Genomic DNA, 21,459 nt, shown 5'->3' on the forward strand with positions numbered 1-21,459 from the left:
GTAAGTTATTATTTCTTGCATTAGCTTAAAATTTGAAACGTGATTAATGAAGAAACATAAGCTAACAAAGCCATACCAAACATCTGAATTAATGGCCATTTCCAACTTTTAGTTTCACGTTTTACAATGGCCAATGTTGCCATACATTGCATTGCAAATGCGTAAAAAACCATTAAAGACATCCCAACAGGGAAATTAAAACGATTTTTACCTGTATCTGGATTTATCTCAGAAGCCATTTTTTGTTTAATTGTAGAAGTATCTTCATCATCTGCTTCTACACTATATATGGTTGCTAAAGTTCCTACAAAAACTTCTCTTGCTGCAAATGATGTAATTAAAGCGATTCCTATTTTCCAGTCGTAACCTAATGGTTTTATAGTTGGTTCAATCGTTTTTCCTAAAATTCCGATATAAGAATTCTCTAATTGAGCTGAAGCAATTTTTTGTTGCAATTCGTCGTCAGATAAATTTTGGTTTGCAACATTTTCTATTGTATTTTTCTCTGCATTATCAAAAGAGCTAGGGCCATTCGATGCTAAAAACCATAATACAATAGACAATGCTAAAATGATTTTTCCAGCTTCAAAAACAAAAGATTTTGTCTTTTCGACTACTTCAAAAAACACATTTTTTACAGATGGTAGTTTATAATTTGGCATTTCTACCACAAAAAATGATTTCGTTTTTATCTTTAATGTTTTTTGTAAGATATAGGCAGCTATTATAGCAGTTGCAAAACCCAAAGCATATAAAGACAATAACACTAGGCCTTGTAAATTTAAAAATCCGAAGATTTTAGTATCTGGAATAATTAACGCAATTAAAATTGCATACACAGGTAATCTTGCAGAACAAGTGGTAAAAGGAGTTACTAAAATGGTAATTAATCGTTCTTTCCAACTAGAAATAGTTCTAGTTGCCATAATTGCAGGAATAGCACAAGCTGTTCCAGAAATTAAAGGAATTACACTTTTACCATTCATCCCAAAACGACGCATTATTTTATCCATCAGAAAAACAACACGACTCATATAACCGGTTTCTTCTAAAACAGCAATAAACATAAATAATATGGCAATTTGCGGTATAAAAATAAGCACTCCACCAATTCCTGGAATGATTCCTTCAGTTAACAAATCTGTAAAAATCCCACTCGGAAGATTGCTTTTTACATAACTAGAAAATTCTGCAAATGTGCCGTCAATCAAATCCATAGGGAAACTTGCCCAATCAAAAATAGATTGAAAAATCAACAACAATAAAAAGACAAAAAACACATATCCAAAGATTTTATGAGTAAAGACTTTGTCTAATTTACTTCTTAAATCTTTCGCTTTAGTTTTATCAACTATATATGTTTTTTTTAAAATTTTATTAATCTCTTGATAGCGATAAATGGTTTCTTTATGTTGATACCTTTTTAGCTTAGAAATATCTTTTTTAAAAGCTACAAGTTTGTCTTTTTCTTCTTTGGTGATTGAATCTGGATAATTATTTTGAGTAACCATTAACCATAATTCGTACAAAGAATAATTTGGACTGATTACTTTTAAAGCATCAAAATAATCTGGATCTATTTTATGATTAATGCCACATAAAGGAGATGCTTTTGCAGCAACGTGGCATCGAATAATAGCTTCTTTTACCTCTTGAATTCCTTCGTTTTTTCTTGCACTAATTAAAACAATTTCTGTATTCAATTCTTTTTGTAGTAGTGATACATCAATAGTAATTCCTTTTCTATCCATTTGATCAACCATATTGATTGCCAAAACTGTCGGAATTTCTAAGTCTTTAATTTGTGAAAAAAGTAATAAGTTTCGTTTTAAATTTTCTACATCTGCAACCACCAAAATAACATCTGGAGATTCTTTAATATCTTTTTTTAATAAGGTTTTTAGAACAATGCTTTCGTCTAAAGACGTAGGATTTATACTATACGTTCCTGGTAAATCTGTAATAATTGCATTCTGAGTCGAAGATAGTTTGCTAACTCCTTCTTTTTTATCAACCGTAATTCCTGGATAGTTTCCTACCTTCTGATTTAATCCTGTAAGTTGATTAAAAAGAGATGTTTTTCCAGTATTAGGATTTCCTATTAAAGCTACTTTTATATCGTTTTTAGACATTTAGTTTTAACTTTTTAGGATTTGAATTTGAGCAGCAGTTTCTTTGCGAATCGCTAAATGACTTCCGTTTACACAAATATAAATTGGGTCTTTTAATGGCGCTATTTGAATCAGTTCTACCTCAGCACCTGGTAAACAACCCATTTCTAATAATTTTAAAGGAATAAAATCTAAGGCTTCTTCAGAAATGTAGCCTACCTCTCCAATATGTAAAGATGCAATTGTGCTCAATTTTTATAATTTGGAAAGCAAAGATAGGAATTTAGAATGATTCTAAACAAGTTATTTAGTAGCATATTCTTCTTTTAACAAAACAATATCTTTCTTTAGTTTTTCCATATCTTTTTTCTCAGTACCATCATAATAACCACGGATTCTTCTTTCTTTATCCACCAACACAAATTGTTCTGTATGTATGAAGTCATTTTCATCACCATTACCTTCATCTAAAACTGCAAAATAGCTTTTTCTTGCTAAGTCGTAAATGAGTTTTTTACTTCCTGTAGTTACATTCCATTTACCATCAATAACGCCCTTTCTATCTGCATATTCTTTTAAAACAGGTACACTGTCTATAACAGGAGTTACAGAATGCGATAAGAACATAATATCATCATCATTCTTATAAAACTCTTGCAATTCATTCATATTGTAAGCCATTGCAATGCAAATCGTTTGGCAACGTGTAAAGAAGAAATCGGCTATATAAATCTTGTTTTTGTAGTTATGATTGGTAATAATTTCACCATTCTGATTTGTTAACTCAAAATCGGCAACAATATGATTTTTTTGAATATGCAACATACTATCATCAACCAAACGCGGATTTACATCAACCGGACTATAAATTTTAAGTCTATTATTTGGTTTCAATAAATGATAAAAAACTGTAATTCCTATAGCAGAAAAAATCACTAAAAAAATAAGTGTAGGTATCGATTTTTTAAAGAATTTAAGTTCCATATAACTAGTTATACCTGCAAATTTACGACTTAAAAACCCCACAGAAAAGCAATTAAAACCAAATACTTTGTAAAATCTTTGTTAAAATAAAAATCAAGTTTTGATAGTTCTTTTACAACTCTCTTTAAAAACGTACATTTGTGCGTTTTTTAATTATGATTTAACGCTGAATGGAAATATTAATAAAAGCATCGCAATTTATTTTAAGTTTATCTTTATTAATTGTGTTGCACGAGCTAGGGCACTTTATCCCTGCAAAATTGTTTAAAACCAAAGTAGAAAAATTCTACTTATTTTTTGATTATAAATTCTCTCTTTTCAAGAAAAAAATAGGTGAAACTGTTTATGGTATTGGTTGGATTCCTTTAGGAGGATATGTAAAAATATCTGGAATGATTGATGAGAGTATGGATACCGAACAAATGAAACAACCTGCTCAACCTTGGGAGTTTCGTTCTAAACCTGCGTGGCAACGTCTAATTATTATGTTAGGTGGTGTATTTGTAAATTTTGTTCTAGGAATTCTTATTTATATCTGCTTAATGTGGGCTTATGGTGAAAAGTTTTTGCCTAACGAAAATGTAGCTGATGGTGTTTGGGTACAAGATTCACTTGCTATGGATTTAGGTGTTGAAACTGGTGATAAAATTTTAACTATTGATGGAGAAAAAATTAAAAAATTTTCTGAATTGACTTTAGGTTTTGTTAACGGGAATAACTTTCAAATAGAGAGAAATGGAGAAGTAATAGACAAAGAGATTCCTGAAAATTTTATTTCTAAATTAGTAGACAGAGGTAAAGATGCAGGTGCAGTTTTATTACCAAGATATCCTTTTGCTATTGCAGGAATTTCGGAAGGGTCTCCTAACCAAAATGCTGATTTAAAAAAGAAAGATATAGTTACTGCTATTAATGGAAATCCTATCAAATACTTTGACCAAGCTCAAACAGAATTAAATAAATTTAAAAATCAGGATATTACAGTAACTGTAAAAAGAGGTTCTGAAACTAAAGAGGTTTCTGTAAAAGTAACTAAAGATGGTAAATTAGGCGTTAGTTTAGGGCAATTATCTTTTAAAGACATGGAAAAACTAGGCTATTATCAGCTTTCTGAAATAGAATATTCTTTTGCTGAAGCAATTCCTGCAGGGTGGAATAAATCTTGGAAAACTTTAACTGATTATGTAAAGCAATTAAAGAAAATCTTTAATCCTAGTACAGGTGCTTATAAAGGTTTGGGAGGATTTAAAGCTATAATGGATATTTTTCCTACTACTTGGAGTTGGCAAACATTTTGGAACATAACTGCCTTTTTATCAATCATGTTAGGTTTTATGAACTTATTACCAATACCAGCTTTAGATGGTGGACATGTGGTTTTTACACTTTGGGAAATGATTACGGGGAAAAAACCCGGAGATAAATTCTTAGAGTATGCTCAAGTAACAGGGTTTATACTTCTAATTGCACTATTATTATTTGCAAATGGTAATGATGTTTATAGGTGGATAAAAGGATTATAATCATAAAAAAAAGCCTCACAATTGTGAGGCTTTTTTTAAATTCTTAAAGATCGGTTAATAAAAGAAAACCAGGTGTATTTCGTATTACATTTATCACAAGCATAAGCTCTTGTACCTGGTATCAATCTAGCAAAAACGCTTCTTTTCATTCTGTGCCTAGACACAGATTTACATTTCGGACAAGCCTTCATAAGTTGGGGAAATATTTGTTTAACTTTGGCAAATTACTAAAAATCAATCAAATAATACCTTAAAAGAAATAATCTATTTCTTTTCTAACCTTTTATTCGTTTTTATAATTGCTTGTTCATTTTTCCAATCAATCCATTTTTGACCTCTTAACCTTCTCATAATATTATCTAGAGAGCGCATGATAAAAACATTATATATGGCTTTTGACAAATTTTGAGGCTTACGGGCAATGGCCCTTAAACTCATGGAAAACCCAGGAGTAATATATCGCATATAGTGCCAATAGCCTTCTGGCATATACAATACATTTCCATGTTCTAATTCTGCCAAATAACCTTCTGCATTTTTTAATGCTGGCCATTTTTTAAAATTAGGATTGTTAAAATCGATGTCTTCTCTAGTTATTAAAGAATGTGGAATTTTATACAAATGCTCATTTTGTTTTTGATCAAACAAAATACATTTCTTTTTTCCTTCAAAATGGAAATGAAAAATATTAGCTAAATCGATGTCATAATGCATAAAAGTATAAGAATCTCTACCTCCAAAAAACAACATTGGCAAACCTTTCATTAAACGTAAACCAAAATCTGGATATGAAAAGTCTTTTTGCAAAACAGGTACTTCTTTTAAAATGTTCCATAAAAAGATTCTAAATTTTGTGGGTTCACGTTGTAATAAATCTACATATTCAGACATCTTCATTTTTGCATGAGGTTCATTAAAACCATCTTTATAATCAACGGGTCTGTCATCATAAAGAGGCACAATTTTATCACCTGCAACCTCTTTCATATAATCTAAACTCCACTTTTTATATGCCGGCCAATCTTCTATAAAACGCTCAATAACTAGTGGCTTTTGAGGTTTAAAATAGTTTTTTATAAAATCTTCTTTGGTGATTGTTTCAACACGATCAATCTGAGTTAAATTTAAACTCATAACCTTAAAATTTAAAAATCAAAGTTAAAAAAATGAAAATTATTTTTATATAAAATGATAAAACCATTATCTTTTTAATAATAATGGTTTTTTAAAATAAAAAATTAAGATTTAGAAGTAGAATCACTACTTGTATCAATTACATCTTCTGTTTTGATATCTGTAATGTCTTTTCCTTTTAAATAATCTGGTAATTGCATACCAGCCATATTAAACATTTCTTGTAAAGGAGGGACGGCATTATACATTCCAGAAATAAAGTTAGAAGTAGATGTTTTACCATCTTTTCCTCCTCCATTTTCCCAAACGGTTACTTTATCAATTTTAATGTTTTTAATGGCTTCTGCTTGTGTTTTTACCAACTCTGGTAATTTATCTGCAATTAATAATAAAGCTGCATTCTGAGAATCGTTTCCTGCTGCTTTTACAATTTGATCTAGACCTTGCGCTTGTTTTGTTAATACTTCATACACTCCTTTTGCTTCTGCTTGTGCTTTTAAGAAAATTGCATCTGCTTCTCCTTTTGCAATTCTTCTAATGTTTTCTGCGGCGGCTTCTGCATCAATTTCTACTTTTCGTTTGTCAATTTCAGCAGGAACAATAATATCTGCCAATTGTGACGAACGCTCTCTTTCTGCTCTTGCCAATTCTGCTTCTTGTTCTGCAGCATAAGATTCTTTTAACGCGTTTGCAGCTTGTACTTTTTCTGATGCTATTGCTACTCTTTCTGCCTCTGCTTCTCTTTGTCTACGTAAAGAATCTGAATTTGCTACTGCAATTTTTGCCGTATTTTCTCCATCTACAGCTTGAGCATTTGCAGCTGCTACTTGTGTTCTTTCATCTTGTACCGCATTTGCTTCACCAATAGAACCATCTCTAGTTTTTTCTGCAACCGATTTTCTTGCTGCATTAATAGCGTGAGCTGCTGCTTCTTTACCTAAAGCTTCTATATAACCAGATTCATCAACAATATCTGTAATATTTACGTTAATTAATTTCAAACCTACTTTCTTTAATTCTGATTCTACTGATTTAGAAATATTGGTTAAAAATTTATCTCTATCAGAATTTATTTCTTCAATATCCATCGATGCAACTACCAAACGCAACTGTCCAAAAATGATTTCTTGCGCTAATTCCTGAATTTCGTTCTGACCTAAACCTAATAATCTTTCTGCTGCATTTTGCATAATACCTGGTTCTGTAGAAATACCAATAGTAAATCTTGAGGGAACATTTACACGAATATTTTGCTTAGAAAGTGCATTTACCAGATTAACTTCTATAGAAATTGGCGTTAAATCTAAAAATTCATAATCTTGAATTACAGGAAAAATAAATGCGGCTCCTCCGTGAATACATTTGGCAGATTCACCACCACCCACTTTTCCATAAACTACCAAAATTCTGTCTGATGGACATCTTTTGTAGCGCTTTATCATTGCAACTATTAATATAAAAATAAATAGAATTGCAATTCCGATTCCAACTAAACCCGCAAACGGGCTACTTTGTAGTATAATAAAATTTAGCATAGTAATTTTTTATTTTTGAGGTTCTATAATTAATATTCCGTTATTTGTTACTTCAATCACTTTAATAATTGTTCCTTGTTTTAAATCTTCATTAGCATCTGTTAACGCTTCTAATTCTCTTAAAGCACCTTGAATTTTTATTTGAATTTTGCCTGTTTTACTTCTATTTGCACCAACGGTTAAATATACTTCACCTATAGAATTTAAAGCATTTTGCATTTTCAAGGTTCCGCTAGAAGTTAATTTACTGATGTAATAAAACATAGCTGCCATAACAAACATCATTGCTAAGCCACAGAGTAATGAAATAATTATGGTTGTCGATTTTGAATACCCTGCATCTATACAAGCAATTCCGCTCCAACCAAAAATAGTAAAGAATCCTACTAAATTTTTTAGTGTAAAAAACTGAAATCCTGCACCTGTATCTGCTTCTATTTCTGCATCAACATCACCAATATCATCAGCGTCAGCGCCAATAAAAGTGGTTACCAAAATAATTAAAAAAATAAGGGTAGAAATCCCTGTAACTATCCAATATGTCTTTTGAAAAGAAGATAATTCTTGAAACCATTCCATCATAACAATTCGTTTTTAAAGGTGAATAAATATAAAGAAATCTTATGAAATAAAAGCTTGTTCTATTGCATAGAAGAAAAGAAATTACTCATAGCAATTATTGCTTCTAAACATAAGTAGTCTAAAATAACAATTTGTTACAATAAAAAAGAAAAACCTTCGATTTTTATCGAAGGTTTTTTCAGTTGTGATGTGCAATAATTTTAAAAATTATAACGTAATCCAAATAAGATATTGCTTGCTGGCATTGGTACAAAACCAGATTCTACATAATCTGCACTAAAAATATTATTTGCAGTAAATGTAAATTCTAATTTATTTAGATTAATCATTATTGATGCATCCCAAACATTATAACTTTGTCCGTCTAAACGTTCTGCATGTTTATAAATAATATTCTGACTCACATTTTTAAACAACTGTGTTCTTAATCGAGTAGTAAAATGATGTTTTAAGGTATTTAAAGAATAACGAGATAAATCTCTATTCTGATCTATAATGTCATCCTCTAGTAAAGTATATCCTACTGCAATATTTTGCTGAAACTCATTTATTTTAAAGCCATAATTTGCATCTACTTCAAAACCTTTTGTATTAACATTCGCAATGTTTGTAGCTGTAAACACGTTTGTATTTGCATCTGGTCTTATAAAATCTATCAAATTATCAGAATCTCTATTAAAGAAAGATAAATTTCCAGAAAAAGCACCATTTGTATATTTGAAACCTATTTCTTGAGCAAAAGCTTCTTCTGGTTGTAGATTTGGATTCCCTGAAGTACTTCTATCATTGTAATATAAATCTGTATAGGTAGGTATTCTAAAAGTAGTACCAATATTACCATAAACTTTAAATTTTTCAGAAAAACGATATCCAATGTCTAAACCTGGAAAAGCGTGAAATTTAAAATCAGAAAAATACGTAACTGCAACCCCTGGAGTAATATCAAAATTGCCTAAATTAAAACGATGCTCTAAAAATAAGTTCGCCATTATTCTGTCTCGTTGACCTAAATTATTACTGCTTATAGACACTCTAGAAACATCTAATCCAAAACCTGTAATTCCAAGATTAGAATTATAAGAGGCATTAGCTTCTGCACCTACTTTATTGGTAATGTGTAGATTTCTGTAAAAAGCAGGGTCATCTCTTTTTAATAAGAAAATATCTTGACCTCTTCTCCAATAAACTCTTGGAGTAATTTTAAAATTCTCTGATTTAAAACTAGTTGAAACTCCAATTAAGCTATTTTGTGTTTCTTCATATTCATTAAATCCGAAAGATTCGGGTGTATAAAAATTTTGCGCACCAAATTTTTTATCAAAAAAAGTAGCAATAACATTTATTGGTTGTATTTGTTTGTTAAAAACACCTTTTACAAAATAATTGTAATTTTTATAATCAGAATTTACTCTATAACCATCAGAGGTTAATGTACCTATATGTGCAATTAGTGTTGTATTTTCAGAATCTTTCTCTAACGTAACTGAACCATTTAATTGCCCAAAAGATCCTGCTTCTACATTTGCAGAAACGTTATTATTTAACTTCTTTTTGGTTACAATGTTTATCGCCCCAGTAAACGCATTTTGTCCATAAACTCTTGCTGCAGGACCCTTTATTATTTCTATACGTTCGATAACTTCTAGTGGTAAAGCTGCATTTAATGTGTGATGCCCTGTTTGTGCGTCATCCATTTTTATACCATCAATTAAAAGTAAAGTTTGATCAAAACCACCACCTCTAATGTATAAATCTGCTTGACTTCCTGCTGTACCTCTTCTTCTAATATCTACACCTGCCACTTGCTGTAATACATCTGCAATATTTGTTGCAGCACTTTTTTTAATGATATCTGCTGTTACAATTTGAATAGTTCTTGAATTCTTTTTAAAAGGAATATCAATTCTATTGGTAGTAATAACAACTTCATTTAAAGTATCTCTTTTTATGGTATCTGTTTGCGCATTTGTCTGAAAAATGCAAGATATTAATCCTAATACTAAGGTGATTTTAATTCTCATATTTAATAATTTAAAAACGATGCAAAAGTGGTAACTTTCCGGACGATTAAAGTAGTCCAGTTTTAAAATGTCTAATAGTCCGGTTGAAAATCTTTTAAAACAATTAATAGCTTTTGATAAAAAGCTATCACAACCTATATATATACAAGTTTCCCAACAAATTATTAGTGCAATTCAACTTAAATATATTAATAAAGGTACTGCTTTACCTGGAACCCGTAAATTAAGTAATCTTTTAAGAATTCATAGAAATACTGCTGTTGCTATATATGAAGAATTAGCTTCACAAGGTTGGGTAGAAATCATTCCTAATAAAGGAACTTACGTTTTAGAGGTTGATGAAAAACCTATTAAAATTACTTCAGAAAAAGTTTATTATGATACTACCTATGCGACAACAACAGGTTTTCCTTTTCAAAAATCCTTTCATTTAGCATCTACTGCACAATTAACAAATGCAACCTATACTATAAATGATGGAAAACCTGATTTAAGATTGCATCCAGTACACGAATTCACAAGATGGTATAGTGCTGCTATGAAACGAAAAAACTTAATCAAAAAGTGGAACAGACCCACTGAGTTTTCTCAATCGCTATTTAAAAAACAATTGTGTAATTATTTAAACGCAACAAGAGGTTTTAACATAAGACCCAATAATTTAATGAGTACGCGTAGTACAGAGATGAGTTTATACATTGTTTCTCAACTACTTATAAAATCTAATGATGTGATTTTAGTGGGGCAGTTAAGTAATTATGCGTCAAATATGATTTTTCAACAAGCTGATGCAAATATTAAAACCATTCCTGTAGACGATGAAGGTTTAGATGTTAATTACATCAAAAATAATTTTACAAAAGAAAGTATTCGATGTGTGTACGTATGTGCCCAAAGAGATTACCCAACATTAGCAACATTAAGTATAAAACGAAGATTGGCTTTGGTAGAATTGGCAAAAGAATACGGTTTTGCCATTATAGAAGATGATTACGATTACGATTTTCAGTTTGATGGTTCTGCAATATTACCAATGGCAAGTGCAGATGCAGACGGAATGGTAATTTACTTAGGTAAACTTGGACAATCTTTATTTCCAAGTTTTCAAACTGGTTTTGTTATTGCTCCAAAAAACTTAATTGCTGAAGCCAATAACTATTTACAATTATTAGATAACCAAGGAGATTTGATACAAGAACAAATGCTTTCGGAATTGATTCACGAAGGTGAAATTTATCGTCTCAAGAAAAAAAATATCATTATTTACAAACAAAGACGCGATTTTGTATGTAAACTACTTACTAAATATTTTGCAAAAATAGCATCTTGGAAGATTCCTTCTGGAGGTTTGGCAATTTGGATTACATTTTCGCCTAAAATAGCATTGGTAAAATTGGCTAAAGAAACAGAAAAAAACGATTTATTTTTACCCAAAACAATCTTGTATCAAGATAAAGAAACTTGTGCCATTCGTTTTGGTTTTGGACATTTAAACTTAGAAGAAATTGAGTCTGTAATTCGGAAATTGAAAAAAGCATATCATAAAATTACACAATCATAAAATGAGCTTTTTTAACAGAATAAGATATTAACAACCCTTATTTGCCTTCATTTTTTTGATACTTTTATAACATGTTTGCACTTGTAGATTGTAATAATTTTTATGCTTCTTGTGAACGGGTTTTTAATCCGAACTTACAAAATAAACCTGTTGCTATTTTAAGTAATAATGATGGATGCGTAATTTCTATGAGCGATGAAGCTAAGAAATTAGAGCTCCCTTTTGGTGCGCCTATTTTTAAATGGGAACAGTTTTGTAAAGACAATAATATTACAGTGTTGTCCTCCAATTATCCTTTATATGGAGACATGAGTGCAAGAGTAATGAATATTTTGGGTGATTTTTCTCCAGATATAGAAGTATATTCTATTGATGAATCTTTTTTACAACTAAAAGGGTTTGAAAATTATGATTTAAAAGAATACGCTACTCAAATTAGAACTCGTATTTCAAAATGGACAGGCATACCCACTTGCGTTGGTATTGCACCCACAAAAGCATTAAGTAAAGTTGCCAATAAAATTGCACGTTCTAATCTTAAACAATCCAAAGGAATTTGTGTAATAGATTCTGATGAAAACAGAATTAAAGCGCTAAAATGGACAAAGATTGGAAAAGTTTGGGGAATTGGTCGACGATTACAAAAACGTTTACAAGCCAAAGGAATAGAAACTGCTTACGATTTTACACAAGTTTCTAGCGATTGGGTTCTAAAAAACTTTTCTATTGTAGAATGGCGGCTACAGAAAGATTTACAAGGTATTTCAAAAATTCCTTTAGAAGAAGTTTCATCAAAAAAAATGATTGCCACTACACGTAGTTTCGAATATACTTATTCTGATATAGACAATATTAAAGAACGAATATCAACCTTTGCTACAAGTTGTGCAGAAAAATTACGTAATCAAAAATCGAGTTGTCATTTATTAATTGTGCAACTTTCTAGCGACAGGCATAAAAAAGATATTCAACAGCATAAAGCAAGTAAAACTGTATGTTTTTCATATCCTACAGACTCTACATTAACCATTGCAAACGCTGCAGTAGAAGCCGTAAAAACTATTTTCAAAAGCGGTATAAAATACAAAAGAGCTGGTGTTATTGTTGCAGGTTTAGTTCCTAATGATAATTATCAATTGAATTTATTTTTGCATGAAAACCCTAAGCACAAACCTTTAATGAGTGCCATAGACAATCTGAATAAAAAGTATAAATCTGATAAAATTAAATTGGCAAATCAAGATTTAAAACGTACTTGGAAAATGAGACAAGAGCGCTTATCGCCAAGGTTTACAACTAATATCAACGAAATTATTAAGGTAACATAACCTACATTTTATGAATGATAATTACAAAATTTTAGCCGTTTTTGAATATTCTACAGAAGCTCATGTTATAAAATCTAAATTAGATTCTGAGGGTTTCAAAACAATGTTAATGGACGAAAAGACCATAGATACAGATCCTTTAGTAAGCAATGCTATTGGTGGTGTAAAATTATTAGTTCATAATAATGATTTTGAGAAAGCTGCCACAATTTACAATGCTATTAGAAGTTATCAAAAAGATAAAAATGGAAACGATATATCTTGTCCTAAATGTAAATCTAATCGAATTTTGGTAGCAGAAGCGTCAAGAAAAAATTTCTTCTATATGTTATTTCCTTTTTTTGAAAAAAGAAAATACATCTGTAATAATTGCAAAACGATATTCTAATTTATTACGAGAAAAGTTATAATTTGCAGCATAATGAAAACATCTAAAACACTTACTTTTTTTACACCAAAAGCTTCATCAGGAAATGGTGCTGTTTTTGTTGATACAGGAATTTCTGCTGGATTTCCATCACCTGCAGACGATTTTAGAGAAACGCGTATTTCTCTTGATGATGAATTAATTCAGAATAAAGATGCTACTTTTTTTGCTAAAGTAAAAGGACAATCTATGATAGATGCCGGTTTAGATGACAACGACTTATTAGTCATTGACAGAAGTTTAGAACCTGCCAACAATAAAATTGCAGTTTGTTTTTTAGATGGTGAGTTTACGGTAAAACGTTTACGTGTAGAAAAAAATGAAGTATGGTTACAACCGGAAAACCCTGATTACCCTATCATAAACATTACAGAAGAAAACGATTTTGTAATTTGGGGCATTGTAACTAACGTTATTAAAAAGGTATAAAAAATATTATCAATTAAAATTAAAAACTATGGAAAACACTTTTGAAAACAAAACATTACTAATTGAAGCTACAGATCAAGTTCGTGTAGAGTTTTACAAGAAAACCTATACTCACGTTGCTGGAGGAATTTTATTATTCGTTCTCTTTGAATATTTATTACTCCAAAGTTCTATGGTTGTAGAGTTTATGTTATCTATGACTCAAGGTTGGCGTTGGTTGGTAATGTTAGGTGGTTTTATGTTGATTACCAATTATGCTGAAAGCACCGTTTTAAAAACTGCGGATAGAAATATACAATACATGGCGTATGCATTATACGTTTTTGCCCAAGCCATTATTTTTGTTCCTCTTTTATATATCGCTATAATGTACACTGGAGGCCCAGAGTTAATACAACAAGCTGCTATTGTAACTTTAGGTTTGTTTGTAGGAATTTCAGCTATAGTATTTATCACCAAAAAAGATTTTTCATTTTTAAAAGCTGGTTTAACTGTAGGCTTTTTTATTGCAATCGGATTAATAATTGCGGGGGCTTTATTTGGTTTTGATTTAGGTTTATGGTTTTCTGTTGCTATGTGTTTATTAGCAGGGGGTTCTATATTATATCAAACTTCTAATATGATAAACAAATACGGAACAGAAGATTACGTACCTGCATCATTAGGCTTATTTGCCTCTTTAATGTTGCTTTTTTGGTATGTTTTACAGATTTTTATGTCTAGAGATTAGATGTAAAAATTACACCATATTTTATAAAAATCAGAAGTTTTTAGCTTCTGATTTTTTTATTACCTAAAACTTAAAATTATTTTTATTTAATATTTTATTATTGTTTTTCAATAATTTTACTACATTTGTTATCGTTAAACAATAATTTATTTATTATGAAATCAATATCCATACTTAAAAAACTGATAATTTTTTACTATTATTTTGCAATATTTGGGATTCTAGTTTTAACAATTGGATTCCCTATTGTATTTAACCTAAAAAAGAACAAAGCTGAATCACTCGTGCTAAATTTTATGGACATGAATATTGATGTTGTTGATATGAATTTAACACCATTTATAATAATTATTCTTATTGGTGTGATTATTATATTTCAGCTTTTAAGAGGTATTTATTATTTTAAAAAATCATTAAACGATTTAGCTAATGGAAATTATTTCTCTGAATTGGTTGTGAATAATTTTAAAAAAACAGGGAAATGTTTTTTGATATTTGGTTTTGGTCAATGGATATACAGAATAATTATACAAATAGTAGTCCTTGAAGATCTTAAATTAGGTATCAATAACACTCTTTTTTTAGCTACAATTTTAGGCTTATTTTTTCTTTTTTTAAGTGATGCATTTGCAAAAGCTAAAGAAACAAAACAAGAAAACGATTTAACAATATAAAATATGGCAATCAGAGTAAATTTAGACGTTATGCTTGCCAAACGCAAAATGAAAAGTAAAGAATTGGCAAAAAATATTAGCATTACAACAGCAAATTTATCCATTTTAAAATCGGGTAAAGCTAAAGCTATCCGTTTTTCTACTCTAGAAGCTATTTGTAAAGCCTTGGACTGTCAACCTTCTGATATTTTAGAATATGAAGAAGATTAATTCAAGTTTCGCTTTTCAATAAAAAAACGTTTGAGAAGTTGCGAACACTCATTTTCTAAAATTCCTTCTACAACTTTTGTCTTTGGATGTAACGTAGTTTTTAAGTTTTTAAAACCTCTTTCTGGTTCTGAAGCTCCATAAACTATTTTCCCTATTTGTGCCCAATAACTTGCACCTGCACACATTTGACAAGGTTCTAAAGTTACATATAGCACACAATCTTTTAAATATTTTCCACCTAAAAAATCTGCAGCAGCTGTAAATGCTTGCATTTCTGCATGGGCAGTTACGTCATTTAAGGTTTCTGTTAAATTATGTGCTCTTGCGATAATTTGATTGTTTAAAACAATAACTGCTCCTACAGGAACTTCAACTTTATCGAAAGCCGTTTGTGCTTCCTGTAAAGCTTTTTTCATAAAGTATTCGTCATCAAAAGGCTGAATCATTTTAAATGAATTTAAAAATCAATATTACAAAAAAGGATTATTGTATTTTTGTAGAATGTCAAAAAAATTGTTGGACAATATATCAAATCCAGAAGATTTACGAAAATTAAATCCTGAACAATTACCGCAATTAGCGAAAGAATTGAGGGAATTTATTATTGACATCGTATCGACTAAAGAAGGACATTTGGGTGCAAGTTTAGGCGTTGTAGAACTCACAATTGCACTTCATTATTTATTTGACACACCTAAAGATTTATTGGTTTGGGATGTTGGTCATCAAGCTTATGGGCACAAAATTTTAACAGGAAGAAAAGACAACTTTCATACCAACAGACAATTTGGTGGTATAGCTGGTTTTCCGTCAATAAAAGAAAGTGAATTTGATGCATTTGGAGTAGGACACTCTTCAACTTCTATCTCTGCTGCTTTAGGTATGGCAATCGCATCTAATTTAAAAAAAGAAACAGAAAAACATCATATTGCAGTTATTGGTGATGCCTCTATTGCGAGTGGAATGGCTTTTGAAGCTTTGAATCACGCAGGAGTTTCAAAAGCCAATTTGCTCATCATTTTAAATGACAATGCCATTGGAATTGACCCTTCTGTTGGTGCTGTAAAAGAATATTTAACTAAGGTTAAAAGAGATAAAAAATTAGCTGTACAAAACAATATCATAAAAGCCTTAAATTTTGATTATTCTGGCCCTATTGATGGTCATGATTTACCAAAACTTTTATCTGAATTAGAACGTTTACAATCTATAAAAGGCCCTAAATTTTTACATATTATCACGACAAAAGGGAAAGGTTTACAAAAAGCAGAAGAAGATCAAGTAACCTATCACGCTCCTGGAAAATTTGATAAAATTTCTGGCGAAAGAATAAAAAAAGAAAGTAGTTTATTTACTAAATATCAAGATGTTTTTGGAAAAACTATTGTTGAATTAGCAGACCAAAATGATAAAATTGTCGGAATTACACCAGCAATGTTAACAGGAAGTTCTTTAAAGTTTATGATGGAAAAATACCCTGAAAGAACTTTTGATGTGGGTATTGCAGAACAACATGCAGTTACTTTGGCTGCAGGTATGGCTAGACAAGATTTAATTCCGTTTTGCAATATTTATTCTACTTTTTTACAGCGTGCTTATGACCAAGTAATTCACGATGTGGCTTTACAGAATCTGCCTGTAATTTTTTGTATGGATAGAGCTGGTTTAGTAGGTGAAGATGGCGCTACTCATCATGGAGTTTTTGATTTGGCATATTTACGATGTATCCCAAATTTGATAGTTTTTGCTCCAAGAAATGAAATTGAATTGCGCAATATTTTATTTACAGCTCAATTAGGATTAGAGCATCCAATTGCAATTCGTTATCCAAGAGGTTATGGAAACATTAAAGACTGGGAAAAACCGTTTGAAAGAATTGAAATAGGAAAAGGAAAATGTCTTAAAAACGGAAATAAAACTGCCATTTTATCTATTGGAACAATTGCAAATAATGTTTCTGAAGCTATAAAAACTCTCAAACACAAAGACAATTTTTCTCATTACGATATGCGCTTTGTAAAACCTTTGGATGAAAAATTATTGCATCAAATTTTTGAAAAACATCCAACCATTTTTACTGTAGAAGATGGAACTATAAATGGAGGATTTGGGAGTTGTATTTTAGAATTTGCATCAACCAACAACTATACGAATAAAGTTAAACTCATAGGAATTCCTGATGAATTTATTGAACATGGAGCAATTACCAAACTTCAACATAAAATTGGCTTAGACCCTAAAAACTTAGCAAATAAATTTTAATGTTATTCATAAAAAAAGACGCTATTAATAGCGTCTTTTTTTATGAATAACAGATTTCTCTTTCTATTCTATAATAATCTTTTTGGAAGATTTTTTATTATTTTCATCGGTAATATGAACCATATAAACTCCAGATTTTAATGCAGTATTAATTTTTTGTTTTTCATTTTTAGAAAAATCTAAATTAAGATTAAACACATTTCTACCTCTTATATCAAAAATATTCATTTTGGTTTTACCTAAAGTATTTTTAGCAAGTACAGTAAAAGTCCCATTCGAAATTGATGGATATACAGTAAATACTTTTTTACCAGATAATACCTCATTTACAGATGCTGTTGCATTTTTATTTATCGATTTTATTGCCCAACCATAAGATACTGTTCCAGGATCGGTTACTAAAGAAAGTCTAAACACAACTGTATCTCCTATAGTAAAACCTTTGCTGGTTAAATTAATAGATTGTTTTTTAAATAAGGCTTCAGAAATATCCATTAACTCGACTGTTCTATTAGATTGAGCTAACCACTCAGGATATCTTCTTGCATCATATTTATCTAATGTAACCCAATTGTTTAAATCTTTCGAAGCTTCTATAATTACATAATCGTAAAATTGAGTTAAATCTTTTAAGTCATCAGTATAAGGTTCTACTATAGCAAAATCTTCATATTCAAATTCGCTGCTAGTAGCAGTAATAGTTAGTGGTTGTTTTAAAACCATAGAATACGTTTTGTTATTTAAATAAGGATGTTCTGAGTTATTTAAAACATTTGTAGTTACATTATTATTTAAATTGTCTATTTTAAAACTGTCATTATATGCATAAGCATCTTCTGCGGTAAATTCAGTAATTTTTATAACTGGACTCGCTGGTTTAAAATCTACAATAGCAAAATCATTATTCTCAACAAGGGTTTCTAAGTTGTTTGTATCATCAAACTGTTGTACCGCAACTTTGTGCACTCCTTCTGTTAAAATTTCTGTTTCGTAGGTATAGGTATCTGTAGCATTAAAATCTTGAGTTATTTCGGTTTTTAGTACATCATCGATATAAATTTTAACTCTAGATACTTCATCATCACTAACCTTATAACTAATTAGAGCAGAATTAGTTTGGATAGCTTTTTGGGTGCTAGTTATTACAATAGGTTTTAAAAACTTTGCAGGGGTAAAACTACTTAATTCAGCTACTGTAGCAGACCATACACCTCTACCATGAGTAGCAATAACTACTTGGTCATTTACAATTTTCATACCATAGACAGCAACGGGTATAAAACCTGATACTATGCTCCAATTTGCACCACCATCCGTTGTTTGAAAAATCCCTATATCTGTACCAGCCCAAATAATATTTTTATCAAATGGCATTTCTAAAACGCTATGTACCGCTACATCAGGAAAACCTGTAGTTACACCCGTGGTAAAACCAGAAATATCTGTCCATGTATTTCCTAAATCTTCGGTTTTTAAAATTTTGGCAGCACCTTGACCAGAAAAAGTTAAATAAAATCTATTTCGTTCTGTATAAGATGGGTTCATACCAGAAACATAATAATTATGAGTCCCTAATGGATTGTCAAAAACATTTGTTTTGGTAAAGGTTTTACCGTTATCTTGAGAAACATGCATCGTATAACTTCCATTTTCTGTCATTCTACCTCCTGCCCAAACAATATTTGGATCTGCTTGAGATACCTTAACATTTAAAGGTGTCGCGTAAGATGTTGTAAAATTTTCTGTTATTGGAATTAAATTCCAATTAGCAGCAAAGTCAGTAGATCTCCAAACTCCACTTGTAGAAATGGTAAACACAACATCTGGATAATTATCTGCATTTGACATTTTAGAAATAAATGGAGATTTACTACTATCTGAATCTGGAGTGTTTGCACGTGCACCTGAATAATTAACAAATCTAGCGATATTGTTGAATTGATAAGCTACCATAAAACTACCTGGCTTATCGTAATGCCAAATCACATTAAAACCATCACCTCCTAAAACTTTTATATAAGATTTTGTTTTATCGGAGTTATTTCCTTGTGAAATCCAAGAACCGTTGTCTTGAGCACCAGCTAAATAGTTGTTTTGTCCGTTTTGTTTTGATGCCCCATAAAACTGAGTACTATTTTTACCAACGGTAGCCGCAGACCAATCTCCTTCTGTAGCTCCTGGGTCTAGTTTGGAGGAAGTGCTGTAAACTCCTCCATCATTTGCCAATAAAATTTTAAATTCTTGATTATTTCCAAGAATTGTGAAGAGTCCATGTTGATCTACATGAACACTAGAATTAATTTGGGAAGAGTCATAACCAGAAGCAATCGAAGTAGAGGTAAAATTACTTCCAGAAATCGTTACTTTAAAAACAGCAATACCACCTACATAAAAAACATCTTTATTGTATGGGTGTCCCATGATAACGTTATCATACCAACCTTGTCCTGTTACTAAATTTGCAGATTCTTTTGTTCCTGTAGTTTGTAAGTTTGTAAAAGTAGCTCCTTTATCTCTAGATACATAAAAATCTGTATTTACACCTACTGTAGCTGTACCTACATCATTTCTAGTTGGGCTATAAACACTTAAAAAAACAGTGTTCGGGTCTGCTTGAGAAACAGATGTTTCAAACCTATCATGATTACTATTGTAGGTAGCTCTATCAAAAACCGTTGCCCAAGTAACACCACCGTCTGTAGATTTTACAATTCCTAAATTTCTAACAGAACCATATTGAATATTAAAATCGGAAGGGTCTGCATCTAAATCTTGTACTCTTCTTCCTGAAGAATTATAAACTCTTGACCAAGAAGTTCCTCCGTTAACAGTTCTATAAATTCCAGTAGTTGTTGCGATAAGAACATTATCTTTATCGTTAGGATTAATAATCATTCTACCAACATCTCCTAAAGAAATTGTGGCTGTAAGGTGTTGCCATGTTGTTCCTCCATCTGTTGTTTTAAAAACACCTGAACCGCCAATGGCATCTCCATTTCTAAATGGCTCACCAGTACCCGCATATAGCGTATTGGCATCTTGTGGACTAATGACCACTGTAGAAGTTGCTAAGTTAGGAATTTGGTTATCTGTTAAACTTTTCCAAGTTGATCCTGCATCTTCAGTAAGCCAAACTCCTCCACCAACAGTACCTACAAACCATCTATTACTATTAGTTGGGTCTACAGCAATCCCTCTACATCTCCCAGGTACATTTACTGGACCTCTTTCTGTAAAAACTGCAGTAACTGAACTAGCTCCTTTTTTTAATGTTACCTCTTTTCTTGCCTTATTGTATTCTCTAATTAGGTATCCCTTTTCGTATGTTGAGTTCTCCTCATCAACAGGTTTTCTAATTTGTTTTTGATATTCAGCAATATGTTCTATCCCTTTTTTATGAACAACATTTGGGTCTTTCTTTTTCTGTTTTATTTTTACTTCTTTAATTGCTATTTCTTTTTGTTCTTCTACTTTTTCTTTTTGACAAGCATTTAAAACTGTGAATACTGCAATTAAAAAAGTAAATACTTTGTAAATTTTCTTCATATAAATTTATTTAGGGTTTGTAATTTTAATAATTTTATAATTATCTGGGGATTTGTCTTCTTTTTGAATCATACCAGTATGTTCATAACATTTTAGACTTGTATTATCCAGCCATTCTATTTTATTACCAATAAAAACACCTGTTTTAATTATCTCTTTAGAAGGTAGGTCTAATACTTTGTAATTAAATGTTATGGGTTGGTTCATCCCCGATTTATAGTTTAGCACCAAAAGCATCGATTTTTTGGCGTTGTAAATTTCTTTTACAACATTTTTTTCTGAAAAAGTAATTTTGTTTTCTTCTTCTGGTTTCTTCACTGTCTTAGATTTACAATTAAAAAATAAACATGAGAACAGGAAAAAAAAAGTAATTTTTATAACATTATTCATCATTTTTAAGAA

General features: G+C 30.6%; 19 protein-coding genes. 9 read left to right on the plus strand and 10 right to left on the minus strand.

The window, feature by feature from the left end:
• Nucleotides 1-20 precede the first annotated feature (20 nt).
• The 3 genes from feoB to DIS07_RS04590 are packed head-to-tail and all read right to left on the minus strand — an operon-like array spanning nucleotide 21 to nucleotide 3,095.
• Nucleotides 21-2,132, minus strand: coding sequence for a ferrous iron transport protein B (feoB, locus tag DIS07_RS04580; RefSeq protein ID WP_109404059.1), 2,112 nt, complete (start codon nucleotides 2,130-2,132; stop codon nucleotides 21-23).
• A 6-nt stretch (nucleotides 2,133-2,138) separates the two neighbouring features.
• A complete protein-coding gene (locus DIS07_RS04585; RefSeq protein WP_109404060.1) occupies nucleotides 2,139-2,363 on the minus strand; it encodes a FeoA family protein in 225 nt (74 codons plus the stop codon).
• Nucleotides 2,364-2,414: 51 nt separating this feature from the next.
• A complete protein-coding gene (locus tag DIS07_RS04590) occupies nucleotides 2,415-3,095 on the minus strand; it encodes an SCO family protein (RefSeq protein ID WP_109404061.1) in 681 nt (226 codons plus the stop codon).
• 170 nt (nucleotides 3,096-3,265) lie between these two features.
• On the opposite strand from DIS07_RS04590, the gene rseP reads away from it, so the two are divergent.
• Nucleotides 3,266-4,618, plus strand: a complete 1,353-nt coding sequence (rseP, locus tag DIS07_RS04595) for an RIP metalloprotease RseP (RefSeq protein ID WP_109404062.1) — start codon at nucleotides 3,266-3,268, stop codon at nucleotides 4,616-4,618.
• A gap of 264 nt (nucleotides 4,619-4,882) precedes the next feature.
• Here the strand turns inward: rseP and DIS07_RS04600 are convergent, their stop codons facing one another.
• From DIS07_RS04600 to DIS07_RS04615, 4 genes are all read right to left on the minus strand, one after another.
• Nucleotides 4,883-5,752 (minus strand): cupin-like domain-containing protein, encoded by an 870-nt coding sequence (locus DIS07_RS04600; protein WP_109404063.1) that lies wholly within the window; start codon nucleotides 5,750-5,752, stop codon nucleotides 4,883-4,885.
• A gap of 104 nt (nucleotides 5,753-5,856) precedes the next feature.
• The gene (locus DIS07_RS04605) at nucleotides 5,857-7,287 is read right to left on the minus strand and encodes a flotillin family protein (protein WP_109404064.1); all 1,431 of its coding nucleotides are present in this window, start codon (nucleotides 7,285-7,287) and stop codon (nucleotides 5,857-5,859) included.
• A gap of 9 nt (nucleotides 7,288-7,296) precedes the next feature.
• Complete coding sequence (locus DIS07_RS04610) at nucleotides 7,297-7,866, minus strand: hypothetical protein (protein ID WP_235869092.1); 570 nt, start codon at nucleotides 7,864-7,866, stop codon at nucleotides 7,297-7,299.
• A gap of 203 nt (nucleotides 7,867-8,069) precedes the next feature.
• Nucleotides 8,070-9,890, minus strand: coding sequence for a TonB-dependent receptor plug domain-containing protein (locus DIS07_RS04615; RefSeq protein WP_109404066.1), 1,821 nt, complete (start codon nucleotides 9,888-9,890; stop codon nucleotides 8,070-8,072).
• Nucleotides 9,891-9,957: 67 nt separating this feature from the next.
• Here DIS07_RS04615 and DIS07_RS04620 point away from each other — a divergent pair, with 67 nt between their 5' ends.
• From DIS07_RS04620 to DIS07_RS04650, 7 genes are all read left to right on the plus strand, one after another.
• Nucleotides 9,958-11,451: an aminotransferase-like domain-containing protein gene (locus DIS07_RS04620; protein ID WP_109404067.1), complete on the plus strand. Its 1,494-nt coding sequence runs from the start codon at nucleotides 9,958-9,960 to the stop codon at nucleotides 11,449-11,451.
• 71 nt (nucleotides 11,452-11,522) lie between these two features.
• A complete protein-coding gene (locus tag DIS07_RS04625; RefSeq protein WP_109404068.1) occupies nucleotides 11,523-12,779 on the plus strand; it encodes a Y-family DNA polymerase in 1,257 nt (418 codons plus the stop codon).
• 10 nt (nucleotides 12,780-12,789) lie between these two features.
• Nucleotides 12,790-13,167, plus strand: a complete 378-nt coding sequence (locus tag DIS07_RS04630; RefSeq protein ID WP_109404069.1) for a putative signal transducing protein — start codon at nucleotides 12,790-12,792, stop codon at nucleotides 13,165-13,167.
• 33 nt (nucleotides 13,168-13,200) lie between these two features.
• Nucleotides 13,201-13,635, plus strand: coding sequence for a LexA family protein (locus tag DIS07_RS04635; protein WP_109404070.1), 435 nt, complete (start codon nucleotides 13,201-13,203; stop codon nucleotides 13,633-13,635).
• A gap of 28 nt (nucleotides 13,636-13,663) precedes the next feature.
• Nucleotides 13,664-14,365 (plus strand): Bax inhibitor-1/YccA family protein, encoded by a 702-nt coding sequence (locus DIS07_RS04640; protein WP_109404071.1) that lies wholly within the window; start codon nucleotides 13,664-13,666, stop codon nucleotides 14,363-14,365.
• 155 nt (nucleotides 14,366-14,520) lie between these two features.
• On the plus strand, nucleotides 14,521-15,039 hold the full coding sequence (locus DIS07_RS04645) for a DUF2975 domain-containing protein (protein WP_109404072.1): 519 nt from the start codon (nucleotides 14,521-14,523) through the stop codon (nucleotides 15,037-15,039).
• 3 nt (nucleotides 15,040-15,042) lie between these two features.
• Nucleotides 15,043-15,249, plus strand: coding sequence for a helix-turn-helix domain-containing protein (locus DIS07_RS04650; RefSeq protein ID WP_109404073.1), 207 nt, complete (start codon nucleotides 15,043-15,045; stop codon nucleotides 15,247-15,249).
• On the opposite strand, the gene DIS07_RS04655 is transcribed toward DIS07_RS04650, so the two are convergent.
• Complete coding sequence (locus tag DIS07_RS04655) at nucleotides 15,246-15,695, minus strand: nucleoside deaminase (RefSeq protein WP_109404074.1); 450 nt, start codon at nucleotides 15,693-15,695, stop codon at nucleotides 15,246-15,248. The genes DIS07_RS04650 and DIS07_RS04655 overlap by 4 nt on opposite strands.
• 55 nt (nucleotides 15,696-15,750) lie before the next feature.
• Here DIS07_RS04655 and dxs point away from each other — a divergent pair, with 55 nt between their 5' ends.
• On the plus strand, nucleotides 15,751-17,511 hold the full coding sequence (gene dxs, locus DIS07_RS04660; RefSeq protein ID WP_109404075.1) for a 1-deoxy-D-xylulose-5-phosphate synthase: 1,761 nt from the start codon (nucleotides 15,751-15,753) through the stop codon (nucleotides 17,509-17,511).
• Between the two features lie 63 nt (nucleotides 17,512-17,574).
• Here dxs and DIS07_RS04665 read toward each other — a convergent pair whose 3' ends face one another.
• Both DIS07_RS04665 and DIS07_RS04670 read right to left on the minus strand, forming a co-directional pair.
• Complete coding sequence (locus DIS07_RS04665; protein WP_109404076.1) at nucleotides 17,575-21,057, minus strand: T9SS type A sorting domain-containing protein; 3,483 nt, start codon at nucleotides 21,055-21,057, stop codon at nucleotides 17,575-17,577.
• 6 nt (nucleotides 21,058-21,063) lie between these two features.
• Complete coding sequence (locus DIS07_RS04670) at nucleotides 21,064-21,375, minus strand: hypothetical protein (RefSeq protein WP_109404077.1); 312 nt, start codon at nucleotides 21,373-21,375, stop codon at nucleotides 21,064-21,066.
• Between the last annotated feature and the right edge of the window lie 84 nt (nucleotides 21,376-21,459).

It is taken from the genome of Polaribacter aquimarinus, from assembly GCF_003129485.1.
Lineage (GTDB): Bacteria > Bacteroidota > Bacteroidia > Flavobacteriales > Flavobacteriaceae > Polaribacter > Polaribacter aquimarinus.